The organism is Corallococcus aberystwythensis (genome assembly GCF_003612165.1).
GTDB classification, from domain to species: domain Bacteria; phylum Myxococcota; class Myxococcia; order Myxococcales; family Myxococcaceae; genus Corallococcus; species Corallococcus aberystwythensis.
The window spans coordinates 1-12,782 of the sequence record NZ_RAWK01000032.1 but is presented as its reverse complement, the minus strand read 5'-3'; the positions used below and the strand labels follow the sequence as shown (position 1 = coordinate 12,782).

At 70.4% G+C, this 12,782-nt stretch carries 13 protein-coding genes; 7 read left to right on the top strand and 6 right to left on the bottom strand.

What is annotated here, in order from left to right:
• Nucleotides 1-16: 16 nt before the first annotated feature.
• From D7W81_RS07255 to D7W81_RS07245, 3 genes are read right to left on the bottom strand one after another with little or no spacing between them, the layout of a single operon-like run.
• Nucleotides 17-1,309: a hypothetical protein gene (locus D7W81_RS07255; RefSeq protein WP_147445375.1), complete on the bottom strand. Its 1,293-nt coding sequence runs from the start codon at nucleotides 1,307-1,309 to the stop codon at nucleotides 17-19.
• Nucleotides 1,310-1,342: 33 nt separating this feature from the next.
• Complete coding sequence (locus D7W81_RS07250; protein ID WP_120554593.1) at nucleotides 1,343-2,059, bottom strand: hypothetical protein; 717 nt, start codon at nucleotides 2,057-2,059, stop codon at nucleotides 1,343-1,345.
• A 2-nt stretch (nucleotides 2,060-2,061) separates the two neighbouring features.
• Nucleotides 2,062-2,739 (bottom strand): carboxypeptidase-like regulatory domain-containing protein, encoded by a 678-nt coding sequence (locus tag D7W81_RS07245; RefSeq protein ID WP_120554592.1) that lies wholly within the window; start codon nucleotides 2,737-2,739, stop codon nucleotides 2,062-2,064.
• A 381-nt stretch (nucleotides 2,740-3,120) separates the two neighbouring features.
• Between D7W81_RS07245 and D7W81_RS07240 the strand changes: the two genes are divergently transcribed.
• The 3 genes from D7W81_RS07240 to D7W81_RS07230 all read left to right on the top strand — a co-directional run bounded on the left by D7W81_RS07240 (nucleotide 3,121) and on the right by D7W81_RS07230 (nucleotide 5,160).
• The gene (locus D7W81_RS07240; protein WP_244227029.1) at nucleotides 3,121-3,666 is read left to right on the top strand and encodes a hypothetical protein; all 546 of its coding nucleotides are present in this window, start codon (nucleotides 3,121-3,123) and stop codon (nucleotides 3,664-3,666) included.
• Between the two features lie 18 nt (nucleotides 3,667-3,684).
• Entirely contained in the window at nucleotides 3,685-4,236 is a 552-nt protein-coding gene (locus tag D7W81_RS07235; protein ID WP_120554590.1) for a hypothetical protein, read from the top strand.
• A gap of 114 nt (nucleotides 4,237-4,350) precedes the next feature.
• Nucleotides 4,351-5,160, top strand: coding sequence for a lytic transglycosylase domain-containing protein (locus D7W81_RS07230; protein ID WP_120554589.1), 810 nt, complete (start codon nucleotides 4,351-4,353; stop codon nucleotides 5,158-5,160).
• Between the two features lie 372 nt (nucleotides 5,161-5,532).
• On the opposite strand, the gene D7W81_RS07225 is transcribed toward D7W81_RS07230, so the two are convergent.
• On the bottom strand, nucleotides 5,533-6,306 hold the full coding sequence (locus D7W81_RS07225; RefSeq protein WP_120554588.1) for a glucosamine-6-phosphate deaminase: 774 nt from the start codon (nucleotides 6,304-6,306) through the stop codon (nucleotides 5,533-5,535).
• Between the two features lie 229 nt (nucleotides 6,307-6,535).
• On the opposite strand from D7W81_RS07225, the gene D7W81_RS07220 reads away from it, so the two are divergent.
• The 3 genes from D7W81_RS07220 to D7W81_RS07210 all read left to right on the top strand — a co-directional run bounded on the left by D7W81_RS07220 (nucleotide 6,536) and on the right by D7W81_RS07210 (nucleotide 9,934).
• Nucleotides 6,536-7,573, top strand: coding sequence for a 6-phosphofructokinase (locus tag D7W81_RS07220; RefSeq protein WP_120554587.1), 1,038 nt, complete (start codon nucleotides 6,536-6,538; stop codon nucleotides 7,571-7,573).
• 104 nt (nucleotides 7,574-7,677) lie between these two features.
• Entirely contained in the window at nucleotides 7,678-9,312 is a 1,635-nt protein-coding gene (locus D7W81_RS07215; protein WP_120554627.1) for a long-chain fatty acid--CoA ligase, read from the top strand.
• An 85-nt stretch (nucleotides 9,313-9,397) separates the two neighbouring features.
• Nucleotides 9,398-9,934 (top strand): FHA domain-containing protein, encoded by a 537-nt coding sequence (locus D7W81_RS07210; protein WP_120554586.1) that lies wholly within the window; start codon nucleotides 9,398-9,400, stop codon nucleotides 9,932-9,934.
• Here D7W81_RS07210 and sitI6 read toward each other — a convergent pair whose 3' ends face one another.
• On the bottom strand, nucleotides 9,935-10,654 hold the full coding sequence (gene sitI6, locus D7W81_RS07205; RefSeq protein WP_120554585.1) for a SitI6 family double-CXXCG motif immunity protein: 720 nt from the start codon (nucleotides 10,652-10,654) through the stop codon (nucleotides 9,935-9,937).
• A gap of 3 nt (nucleotides 10,655-10,657) precedes the next feature.
• Nucleotides 10,658-11,329 carry a SitA6 family polymorphic toxin lipoprotein gene (sitA6, locus tag D7W81_RS07200; RefSeq protein ID WP_120554584.1) on the bottom strand — a complete coding sequence of 224 codons (672 nt, stop codon included), beginning with the start codon at nucleotides 11,327-11,329 and terminating at the stop codon, nucleotides 10,658-10,660.
• A 133-nt stretch (nucleotides 11,330-11,462) separates the two neighbouring features.
• Here sitA6 and D7W81_RS07195 point away from each other — a divergent pair, with 133 nt between their 5' ends.
• Nucleotides 11,463-12,635, top strand: a complete 1,173-nt coding sequence (locus tag D7W81_RS07195; RefSeq protein WP_120554583.1) for a metallophosphoesterase — start codon at nucleotides 11,463-11,465, stop codon at nucleotides 12,633-12,635.
• Nucleotides 12,636-12,782: the final 147 nt, after the last annotated feature.

Genomic DNA, 12,782 nt, shown 5'->3' with positions numbered 1-12,782 from the left:
CCTGGTCGGACTGCCTTTAACGGGGCCAGTCGCGCAGGAGCTTTTCGGCGGCATCCTGCTGGCTCCACTGCACGCGGCCGGTCAGCGTCAGGTCCCGGTGCTGGATGCGGATCCCCTGCCACACCGGGGTGCCGGGCACGTAGCGAGCCTCCGCGCGGGCCCAGGCCGCGCCGCCGGTGGCCTCCACCATGCGCATCACGCAGGCGTCGAACTCCGCCTCTGGCAGCCAGCGCAGCGCGTCCAGCACCTGGTCGGACTCGAAGTTCCGCAGCGATGAAGGATGGCCGGTGACGGCCCTCAACGCCTGGGGGCCCTTTTCCTCCGGGATGAAGGAGAGGCCCTGGGGGCCCAGCACGCAGAAGCCCTTCCGCTTGCCGAGCTTCGCGGGAAACACCGCCACCGAGTCCAGCCGCACGCCCGCCCGGGCCGCGCCGCGCAAGGGGGGCTGACGGTGCAGCTCCACGAGCAGCGCGACGGCCGTGACCCCTCGCACGGAGCGCGCATGGAGCCGCCGTTCCCCTTCCACCCTGAGGTCCGAGCCCTGCTCCAGCCGGAGGCCGTCGGGGGCAATGGCGCCCAGCCGCACCTCCTGCGGCTCACCGAAGACCGGCCTCCAGATGAGCCGCTCGCTGGTGAGCCTGAGCTGGCCTCCGCGCAGGAGCTGCGAGACCACGAAGCCCATGCAGCCCGTCACCAGGAAGCCCATGACCTGGAGCACACTCGAGTTGGAAGCCACGAGCAGCCCCAGGACGCACAGCATGCCCAGCGCTGCCCAGGCGAGGTCCTGGCGCGGCAGCTCCCGCCGCGACTGCACGAGCGGGGAGAACGAACGCCGCCAGGTATGGTCCTCGTGGACAAGCACCTCCCCCGGCTTCAGCGCCCAGCGCACCTCGTGGCGCACCAGCGCATCCAGCCGGGTCAGCGCCTCTTCCAGCGAAACATCCCCGGGCGCCACCGTCAGCGCGGCCAGCCTGCGCCGGGCCAGTCGCGTCAGCCGCGCCCGCCGCGCCGACAGCTCCCGAACCTCCTTCCACACGGGCGTGTCGTCCGGCCAGGCCTCCTGTGCCGCGCGGCGCTGGACGCGCTCCAGTGCCTCTTCCACCGCCCGAGCTTCGGCCACGAGCGCGGGCACCAGCTCCGGCCGCTGCACCAGCGCGCGCCGCCACCGCCGGCCCGACAGCGCCTTCTCCAGCTCCGCATGGGGACGTCGCGCCGCCGCGAGCACCTCCGCGCGACCCTCCAGCTGGCGCTCGACGTCCGCCACCGTGAGGCCAGGAGGAACAGCGCTGGGGCGTGAGCGCTCGGACATCGCGCCGGCCATCATAGCGGCAGCGGACCGGGGCTACTCGACCGTCGGCTCCAGCTCCAGCCGCTCACACTGGCGCAGCATCTCCTCCGCGTCGGTGGGCTCGTCGGACGCTGGAGGCACGGCCTCGGACCAGGGCACGGACGGCTGGACTGGCGTTCCCAGTGACTCCTTCAGGAGCGCGATGAGGTCCCTCGCGGGGTCCCTGGGAAACGAGGTCACCGTCCGCACCGGTCGCGGCGCGGCGGGCTGAAGCGCCGGCACCTCCCTCGCGGCGGCCTGGAGCAGCGCCGCGGGCGAAGGCACCAGGGCCACCACCGCCACGGGCTCCGGGGGCAGCAGGTCATCCGGATCGAACCCGAAGGGCACCCGGGGCGTCGCCGGCAAGGAACCCTCCGCGCCCTCCACGTCCGGCGCGGTCCCCTCTTCCTTCGGAATGCACCGCAGCGTGTTCAGGCGGGGCGTGGGCGCCTCCGGGTACGTCGCGAAGGATGCCGCGTCCGGCAGGGGCTCCAGCCTGGGAGGCCACAGGGGCACCGGCGGCAGCAGCCTCACGGCCGGCTCACGCAAGGGCAGCGAGCGCACCCGCGCGCCGCCCAGTCCCGCCGCCGCCTTCGTCAGCGCCGCGGAGTGCTCCGCCAGCACCCGCTCCGCCCAGGCCTTCAACCACCGCGCCAGGGCCAGCACCCACGCCAAGTGCCGCCGTGCGCGGGGCCGCGCCTCCACGGCCTCGGCTGGCGGACACGCGTGCATCGTCACTCCTCCTTCACCGGCATCCGGATGATCAACGGCGCCGTCCCCGTGGCCAGCACCTCTGACTCCACCGACAGCGTCTCGCCCTCCGCGCGCACCTCCAGCCGGCCCAGCGACTCCACCGCCGGCACGCGGGGGAAGTGGAACTGCCCCTCCGCATCCGTGCGCGTGCTCAACTGCAGCGAGGGCAGCGCCACCCAGGCGTCCCGGATGGGCACGTCACCGGGCCCCACCACCCGCCCCAGCAGGGGGACCGGAGGGGCCGCTCCGCCCACCAATGACAGACACCGCACCTCCGCCACGGGTTGCTCCCTGCGCACCTGCACCCGCAGGCGGAAGGCCGGACGCGGCACCGAGCGAAGCCCCGCCCACAGCGCCGCCGGCACCGGGCTCAGGTCCACCTCCAGCTCCTTGTCGCTCATGGCCGCGAAGACCAGGTCGCCCAGGAGCCGGTGCGCGCGCTCGGGCGTCTCCGCGCCCACCGTCACCAGGTAACAGACAGTGAATTGCAGGGCGCCCCGCTTCCCCGCCCGGTTCAGCGGCGCCGGCCCCAGCTCCAGGAGGTAAAGACAGACACCCCGGTCCAGGGACTCACGGTCGGGCACGCCCAGATGGACAGGCGCTTCCGAGGCAATGCGTCCCACCCACGCCTTCATGCGCAGATCGACTTCGTCGATCATCCTTGGCCCCCCGGTTCCGGCCCTGAACGCCACGTCACCGTGTCCTCTCATCATACGCTCGCATGCCGGGGTTTGGCTGCACATCCCCCACGGGATTGAACAGGACGCCAGTGATTTGACAGGCATTGCACGCATTCCCGGGTCTCTTCGGGTGACTCAGCGTGTCGGGAACCGGGCAGTCCACCCGCCGCGTGCCGTGGCATCCCGGAAACCCCGTACCGGATTCGCGCGTCCCGCTTCATTTCCCGTGCGCCTTCCGCGAAGAATGTCCGCTGGGCCGGCATTCACCGTGGAACTTTCGTCATGACGATGGACTCCCCTTCCTTGAGACGACGACACCCTTCGCTTCTTTCCTCCGGCATCGCCCTGGGATGCCTGGCGATGTTGGGCATTGCCACCCCGGCGCAGGCGCAGGACGACGACGCGCCGCACCGGGTGGGCCTGCTGCTGGACGTGGGCGCTCCGCACGGCATCGGCCTGTCCGCGGTGGTGCGCCCCACGAACTGGCTGCGGCTGCACGCGGGCCCCACCACCAACACGCTCAGCTTCGGCGTGCGTGGCGGGTTGAGCATCCTGCCGATGGACACCTTCATCGCGCCGACGCTCAACGCGGAGGTCGGGCACTACTTCGGTTCGGAGTACAGCGAGGTGCTGGACTGGCTGGGCCGGGAGCCGAGCGCCACGTCGGAGGCCATCCGCGACGTCACCTACAACTACGTGACGGGCAGCGTGGGCCTGGAGGTGGGCACGAAGAGCCGCTTCAACTTCTTCTTCAACGTGGGCTTGAGCTACGTGGCGCTCACCGTGCCGGACCCCACGCCGCTCATCCAGGACGCGTCCGGCGACGACAGCGTCACCTCCGGGCCGCTGCACGTGCGCGCCACCATCCCGTCCGTGAAGCTGGGCTTCATCGTCTACTTCTTCTGAGCCAGGAGACCTTCCCCCATGCGAACGAATTCCTTCCGCACCCTCCTGCTCGCCGGCGCCGTGACCCTGCTGGGCACGGGCTGTGATTCGCTCTTCACCCTCGAGGTGGAGGCCGAGCGCATCTGCAAGACCGAGAACGACCTGTCCTTCCCCGCCGCCCCGCCCATCAGCGGCTCCGTGGAGCAGTCCTTCGAGATTCCGCTGGGCGACTTCGCCAGCGCGCTCCCCGAGGACGCCGACGTGGAGACGGAGCTGCGGCTGAAGCTCTTCGACGCCACCGCCAGCACGGACATCAGCGGCATCGAGCGTGCGAGCCTGTCCGTGCGCAAGCCGGGCTCCGCGGAGTACGTGCTGCTGGGCGAGTTCCGGCGCACCGGCACCGGCGGCTCCACCAACAAGCTCCAGCTCACCAGCAGCGGCGCGGTGGACGTGCTGGACCTGGCCAAACAGGAGCAGCTGGAGTTCCTCTTCCAGGCCACGGGGTCGCCCCCCACGCAGTCGTGGACCGCGGACGTCGAGGTCTGCGTGGGCGCCAAGGCGAGCGCCAACTACTTCGGCCTGCTGTTCTAGCGCGCACGCTCCCTGCCCCGGATTCACGACGCCGGGGCGGGTGGCGGGCCCGGTGTGTCCACTCGCGCGGGCCGGAAGCTGGACGGGGACGCGCAGGGCCCTTAAGTGGGGAGGGTGGGACGCAAGCGGACCGTGGGCGGCATCGAGATTCCGAAGTGGGCGTGGCTGGTGCCGTGCGCGCTGGTGCCCGTGGTGTTGCTCAACGTGGGCGTGGCGTGGCTGGGTGGGACGCAGGTGTCGCCCCTGTCCTTCTCCTTCCTCCAGACGAAGGCGAGGGCCCTGGGGGCCTACGTGGCGCACCGGCCCGCGTGCGTGCTGGATGACCACCCGCCGCTGGAGCCGCTCATCGTGGACGCGGAGCGGCGCCACGGGATTCCGCCGGGGCTCTTGAGGGCGCTCATCCAGGTGGAGTCGGAGACGCGGGTGCACCGCATCTCGCCCGCGGGGGCCATGGGCCCGGGACAGCTGATGCCGGACACGGCGGCGATGATGCGGGTGGACGACCCCTTCGACCCGGCGCCGTCCGTCGACGCGAGCGGGCGCTACCTGGCCGAGCAGCTGCGCAGGTTCCGCGACGTGCGGCTGGCGGTGGCCGCGTACAACGCGGGTCCGGGGTCGGTGAACGGGCGCGTGCCGCGCAACGGGGAGACGGAGTTCTACGTGGCCAAGGTGCTCGCGGCCTATGAGCACACCCGGCCCAGGACGCCTGTCGTGGCAAAGCGTCCGGCCGTCTCCGAGTCCCCGGCCAAGGCGGTCACCGTGAAGGCTCCTGCCGTGAAGGCCGCCGCGAGGAAGGCCCGTCCGGCCGGCGCCGCCGCCGCGAAGCCGCCCGCCGCACCGAAGGCGCGGGTCCCCGCGAAGCCCGCGTCCCGCCCTGCCCCGGCCAGCAAGCCTCCCGCGCGGCTCGCGTCCGCGACGCACTGACGAAGCCCTCGCCGGCTCTCCGGCAAACAGGTCAGGCCGCGGGCCCCTTCCGGGCCACGGCTCTCCCAACTGGTCCGACTGTCGGACCAGTTCGAGCGGCTCGGGCGGAACGGGTCCCCTTCCGGGCCACGGCTCCCCCAACTGGTCCGACTGTCGGACCAGTTCGCGCGGCTTGGGCGGCGCGGGCCCCCTTCCAGGCCACGGCTCTCCCAACTGGTCCGACTGTCGGACCAGTTCGCGCGGCTCGGGCGGGGAGCAGGTCCCCCCCTGCCACGGCTCTCCCAACTGGTCCGACTATCGGACCAGTTCGCGCGGCTCGGGCGGAGCGGGCGGCCACGGTTCGCCCAACGGGTCTGATTCGCGGTGCCGCCGTCAGGTGCCGATGTGGCGGGGCCGGGCCTCTTCCAGCCCGCGCCCTTGCAGGCCGCTGGCCGCGCCCGTGTCCAGCCACAGCTCCACGTCGCGGTGGAGCTGGAGGAACGACGCGGGCCACCTGGGCGTGAGCGGCCCGTGCACCATCGCCGTCACCGCCGCGGCCTTGTTCACGCCGAAGGCCAGCACCACCACCTTGCGCGCCTGGAGCACCGCCGCCATGCCCAGCGTCAATGCCGCCATGGGCACCTTCGACGGATCATCCCCGAACGCCATCACGTGCGACAGCCGCGTCTCCCGCGACAGGCGCGCGCGGTGGCTCGCCGCCGTCAGCACCTCCCCGGGTTCGTTGAACGCGATGTGCCCGTTGGGCCCCACGCCCAGCAGCAGCAGGTCCAGCCCCCCGGCCGCCGCGAGCGCCGCGTCATAGCGCGCGCACTCCGCCTCCGCGTCCGGCGCGCACCCGTCGAAGAAGTGGATCCGCTCCGTTGACAGATTCACATGCCGGAACAGGTGCCGGTCCATGTACGCGCGGAAGCTGCCCGCGTCCTCCGGCGGCAGTCCCAGGAACTCGTCCACGTTGAACGTCGTCGCCCGCGACAGGTCCAGCGCCCCCCGGGCCGCCAGTTCCACCAGGTTCCGGTACACGTTGAGCGGCGAGCGCCCCGTGACGAGCCCCAGCACCAGCTCCGGTGTGTGGCGCACCGCCTCGGCGATGCGCGCGGCGCAGGTGCTGGCCGCCTCCTGCTCCGTCTGGAACACCCTTGGGTTCATGGGCTGGCCAGCATACGCCGCCCTCCCCGCGCCGGTCGCTGGCCCCCCAGCCGCCCGGTGCGTGGCGCCGCGCGGCAAGGCCACCCGCTTCCGGGAATTACACCTGCACTCCGCCGGCGATTGACAGGCCAGGTCCCCCGCACGCCCGGGGACCGGGAAGGGTTTCCCACGGGCGTTCCGTGCAATCCGTCCTCACGCGCGGAGGCCGGGTCGCGCTAGAACCTGAGACATGAAAGTCGCCGTGCTCACCGGCGGGGGTGATTGCCCCGGCCTCAATGCGGTCATCCGAGCCATCGTCCGCCGTGCCAGCGAGCACGGCTTCGAGATGATGGGCCTGCGCGATGGATGGAAGGGCCTGCTGGACGACAACCACTTCCGCCTCACGCGGGAGACCACGTCCGGCATCCTCCACCGGGGTGGCACCATCCTGGGAACGTCGCGCGTCAACCCGTTCAAGGTGGAGAACGGCCTCGAGCGCGTGAAGCGCGCCATCGAGCGCAATGGCATCCACGCTGTCATCGCCATCGGTGGCGAGGGCACCCTGTCCGCCGCCACGCGCATGTCCCAGGAAGGACTGCGCATCGTCGGCGTGCCGAAGACCATCGACAACGACCTCAACGGCACGGACTTCACCTTCGGCTTCGACACCGCGGTCCACATCGCCACGGAGGCCGTGGACCGGCTGCACTCCACCGCCGAGTCCCACAAGCGCGTCATCGTCTGCGAGGTGATGGGCCGGCACGTCGGGTGGATCGCCACCTACGCGGGCATCGCGGGCGGCGCGGACGTCATCCTTGTCCCGGAGATTCCCGCGGACCTGGAGGCCGTCGCCCAGCACCTGGTGCGCCGCAACGCAGGCGGGCGCACCTTCTCCATCGTCGTGGTGGCGGAGGGCACGCGCATCAAGCTGTCCGCGGACCAGAACGAACAGCTCGTGACGACGGGCGCCCTGGACGAAGCGGGCCGGCCGCGCCTGGGCGGCGTGGGCAACATCGTCGCCTCGGAGATTGAACGGCGCACCGGCTTCGAGACGCGCGTCTCCGTGCTGGGCCACATCCAGCGCGGCGGCGCCCCCACGGCGCACGACCGCGTGCTCGCCACCCGGTTTGGCGTGCATGCGTGCGACATGGTCGCTCGCGGCGAGTTCGGGAAGATGGCCGCCCTGCGCGGCAACGACATCGTCAGCGAGGAGCTGGCCGAGGCCACCCGGGAGCTCAAGCGCGTGCCCAAGGAGTTCTTCGAGGTCGCGCAGGTTTTCTTCGGCTGACATTGACGTCATGCGCCATGCCTGCCCCCACTGGGAGTGGCGGGCATGGCGCCGCGCATCCGGTAGCATCCGGCCCTTCCCCCTCTCCCGAAGGGATGGTGCCGATGCTCACCGGTCGCATGATGGATTTCCCGCTCACCCTGACGCACTTCCTGGAGCGCGCGCGTTCCTATTACGCCGCTCAGGAGATCGTCAGCCGCAGGCCGGACAAGTCCCTGCACCGCTACACGTACGCGGACTTCCACAAGCGCGTCTGCCAGCTGGCGAACGCGCTCACGCGGCTGGGGGTGAAGCCCGGGGACCGCGTGGCGTCCCTGAGCTGGAACCACCACCAGCACCTGGAGGTCTACTTCGGCGTGCCGGCGATGGGCGCGGTGATGCACACGCTCAACCTGCGGCTGCACCCCAACGACCTGGGCTACATCGCGCGCCACGCGGAGGACACCGTGGTGGTGGTGGACCGCTCACTGTTGCCGCTGGTGGAGAAGTTCGAGAAGGCCGCGGGCAACATCAAGCACGTCATCGTCATCCCGGACGACGGGCCGGTGCCGGAAGGGCGGCTGGACTACGAGAAGCTGCTCGCCGCGGAGTCGCCCACGTTCGACTTCCCCCGCCTGGATGAGAACAGCGCGGCGATGCTCTGCTACACGTCCGGCACGACGGGCAACCCGAAGGGCGTGCTCTTCAGCCACCGCTCCATCGTGCTGCACACGCTGGTGTGCTGCCTGCCGGAGGTGCTGGGGCTGCGGGAGGCCGACACGGTGCTGGCGGTGGTGCCCATGTTCCACGCGGCGGCGTGGGGCCTGCCGTTCGACGCGCTGCTCACGGGGGCGAAGCAGGTGCTGCCCGGGCCGCACCTGGATCCGCAGTCGCTCCTGGAGCTGATGCAGAACGAGAAGGTCACGGTGGCGGGCGGCGTGCCCACCATCTGGCTGGGCATCCTGGCGCAGCTGGACCGCGAGCCCGGCAAGTGGGACCTGAGCACCATGCGGCACATGGTGATTGGTGGCTCCGCGGCGCCGCCGGCGCTCATCGACGGGTTCCGCAAGCGCCACGGGCAGAACGTGCTGCACGCGTGGGGCATGACGGAGATGAACCCGGTGGGCACGCTCGCGCGGCTCAAGGGGGATTTGCACACGGCCTCGCCGGAGACGCAGCTGGAGGCGTACGCGTCGCAGGGCTATTCCGTGCCGTTCGTGGAGACGCGCCACGTGAGCGACAGCGGGGAGATCCTTCCCTGGGACGGCAAGGCCATGGGCGAGCTGGAGGTGCGCGGGCCCATGGTGGCGGCGTCGTACTACGGCGACGAGGGCAAGGACCGGTTCACGCAGGACGGGTGGTTCAAGACGGGCGACGTGGTGACCATCGACCCGGCGGGCTACCTGCACATCACCGACCGCAGCAAGGACGTCATCAAGTCCGGCGGCGAGTGGATCAGCTCCGTGGCGCTGGAGAACGCGCTGATGGCGCATCCCTCCGTGCTGGAGGCGGCGGTGTTCGCGGGGCGGCATCCGAAGTGGGACGAGCGCCCGCTGGCGGCGGTGGTGTTCAAGCCGGGACAGCAGGCGACGAAGGCGGAGCTGACGGCGCACCTGGAGAAGCAGTTCGCGAAGTGGTGGCTGCCGGATGACATCCTCTTCGTGACCCAGATTCCGCGCACGTCGACGGGGAAGTTCCTGAAGATGAAGCTGCGGGAGGACTACGGGGACCACCTGATGAAGGCGTCCGTCGCGTCCTGAAGTGATTGAAGCAATCGCCGGGCACCTGACACTGGGGCCCGGCGGCTCGCGCGGGGGCGGGGCTGGGGGTAACCTGGAGTGCGTGATGCCTTCCGTCCAACAACTGCGCCCGTTCGCCTACGCGCCCGTGCAGGCGTTCCTGCAAGCCTCCGGGCCGGTGGTGCTCATCCAGCAGCCGCCGGAGCCGGTGTTCCAGCAGGTGGCATTGCGGCTGGCGGAGGCGCGCACGGTGGGGATGGCGCACCGTTCGCGGTTGGTGGACCGGCTGCTGGTGATGCTCCAGGCGTTCGACTCGCTGGAGGTCCACTTCCTGGGGCCGGAGCGGGACGGGCAGGAGCTGCGGGTGGGCCGGACGGAGGGGTGCACGCTGATGGTGCACGACCCGTCCGTGTCCAAGCAGCACGCGGTGCTGCGCTGGCACGCGGCGCAGGGGACGTGCTCCGTAAAGGACCTGGGGTCCATGAACGGCACCTGGCTGAACGCCGCGGAGCTGGGCGAGGGCGAGGAGCGGATACTCACGGACGGGGACGCGCTGGCCTTCGGGGATGCGCAGTTCCTGTACCTGCGGGCGGAGACGCTGCACTCGCACCTGCGGCTCGCGAGCCCGGGCGGGGGGATGTAACTAATCGGCGGCGGGAAGTTCCTGGTAGTGCACGTCGCTGGGGCCCAGCCGCTGCACGGTTTCAACGAAGCGCTCGCTGACGACGCGTGGACTGGCTCCCTTGATGCCGAAGAAGTCGAGCCCTTCCGGGATGGAGGAGCGCAGCAGCCAGCGCTTCGGAGGGAGTCGGAACGATTCGGGTTTGCCGCAGATGTCACAGGCGGGCGTCTTGAATTCGCCGATGCAGTCCGGATGCAGCTTCGCCAGGGGGCGCGCTTCCAGCTCGTAGAGTGCCGGCATGGTGCTCCGGCGGGATCTGAGCTCCATTCGGACCGCGATGATGCCTTGCAGCCCTTCAGCCTTGAGCAGTTCGACCGCGTCCTCACGGAGGATCAGCTCCCACGAAGGGCAACAAGTGACCGGGCCGAACCTGCCTTGAGCGGTTCCGACCATGGGCCCGAACGAGCCACCTGCAAGGACGGGGAGCTCAGGAGGAACAAAAGGACGCACCAGCGCAACGAGTCGATTGTACTCCTCCAGGGACGTGGGGCCCTTTGGGTTGGCGAGCACCGGTTCATCCACCGCTGACAGGTCCACGGAAGGGAACGCGCTCAGCCCTGACCAGATACCGTACCGAGGGCAGTCGACGCCTGACAGGTGCCATCGATGGCGCGCCCGGTACTCCCCACTCCAGTGCCCGGGCTCATCAAAGCTGAAGCTCTCCACCGTGAAGTAGCGCATGGCTCAGTCCTCGAAGGGCCCGGGTGAGAGCTCTATCTGCTGCCAGTACGTCATGGGCAGGCCAAAGAGCTCATATTTCTGGATCATCCAGGAGGCATGCTCAAAGTACTCAGGGATTGGTATGGAAGCCGGATCTTGCGCAATGAAGGTGCGCCAGTCCTCATTCCAGGGTCCACCTTGCTTGCCCCGATGGATGCGCGCGTGCACTTCCGCATCGATCATCAAGACGTACTTGTGGATGTCGATGCGCTTATCATCGAAATGCGCCTTGAACGCCTGCGGGAAGATGTGGTGCCGCTCCTTCGGCCGCTTCGCCCACTCCTGTTGGGCCTTCTCGCGGCGTAGCTCGCTGGGCAGCTTCTCGCGCCGGTGCCAGCGGAAGACCATGACGGGCACCGCGTCTCTTGGCAGGCCCTGCGCACTCCCCCACGTCCGTTGAGGCCCACTGCCGGGCGCCACGAAGATGGGCGCCACCGGCATGGCCCCTCGCGTCCGCACGATGCGGTCCGGTGACAGGTCCTCGCACCGGAACAGCGCGCAGACGTCGTCCTCACAGACATGCGTGAGGCACTGGTCCTCATCGCGGTCCTCGCACTCCCGCGCTTCCGCCGGTGAGGGCCCGGGTGCGGATGCACACCCCAGCAACATCACCAGCCACAGCCACCCCATCCGCATGCCGCCTCCGGTTTCCCGGTTATTCCACGCTCAAGCCCGTGGAGCCCAGGCGAGCAGCCCGGTGACGGAGGACAGCGCGCTGTCAGGGGGTCCGTTATCCTCGGGACTCCTCACACGGAAGAGCGCTGCCACGATGGGAAGACTGCTGGTCCTGCTGTTCGTCTACCTGGGCGCGTACCTCGTGCTGCGCAGGCTGTTGCCCGCCGTCACGCGGGGCTGGCGCCATGGCGTGCTGGTGGGCCTCTCTGTCTTCGCGTTCGCGGCCTGGACCGTGCCCGCCGTCACCGGCTACGGCCTGCACCACACGCCCCCGCTGCTCGTGCCGGTGAAGCTGTTCGCCGTCGTGTGGAGCATCGCCGCGCTGATGGTGATGCTGATGGGCCCGCCGTTCCTCATCCTCAAGCTGCGCGCTGAACGCCGGCAGAAGGCAGCGCCCCCGGGTGTGGACCTGGAGCGCCGGAGCCTCCTGGTGAAGGCCGGTCAGGCCATGCCCGTCCTCGCCATGGGCGCCAGCGCCGTGGGCGTCGTCGGCGGCAGCCTGGGCTTCACCGTGCGCGAGGTGGAGGTGAAGCTGAAGGGCCTCCCCGCCGCGCTCGACGGCTTCCGCATCGGGCAGATCACCGACGTCCACGTGGGCCCCTTCATCTCCGCCGAGTACCTGCGCGGTGCCGTGGAGGTGATGAACACCGCTGGCGTGGACCTCCAGGTGATGACCGGGGACCTCATCGACGATGTGAATCAAATCGACGAGACGATGGCCGCCCTCGCCTCCACGACGGCCCGCCACGGCATGCTCGCGGTGCTCGGCAACCACGAGCACTGGCGCGGGCTCGATGAGGTCCTGGGCGGCTACGCGCAGCTGGCCGAGCGTGGCGCTCCGGTCCGGCTGCTCGTGGATGAAGCCCATGTGCTGGAGCACGGCGGCCAGCGCGTGCGCGTGGTGGGCGTGGACTTCCCCATGTCCGGCGGCAGCCGCACCGGGCGCGACCGGCGCTGGCAGCGCTCCGCGGAGACCGCCTTCGTGGACGGACACCCGGACGACGTGGTGCTCTGCCTCTCGCACCACCCGGACTTCTTCCCCTACGCCGCCGAGCGCGGCGCGCGCCTCACGCTCGCGGGCCACACCCACGGCGGACAGGTGGCCTTCCTGGGGGTCCCGCTGTTCGGCTTCGCCTTCAAGCACATGCTGGGCCGCTACCGCTTCCGCGACCACCACCTCTACGTCTCCGGCGGCACGGGGCACTGGCTCCCCTTCCGCCTCGGCGTCCCGCCCGAGGTGACGCTCCTCACGCTGCGCAGCGCCTGAGTTCGCCGTGGGTGAATCAGGGTCCACGGAAGTCCGGGTGTAACCGGGCGCGGACGCATTTCGTACAGGGGGCAAGGAGAGTCCTCCATGCTCACGAAGCTTCTGTCCCGCCCCCTCTCGCTGACCCCGGCTTCCAAGCCTGTCCTC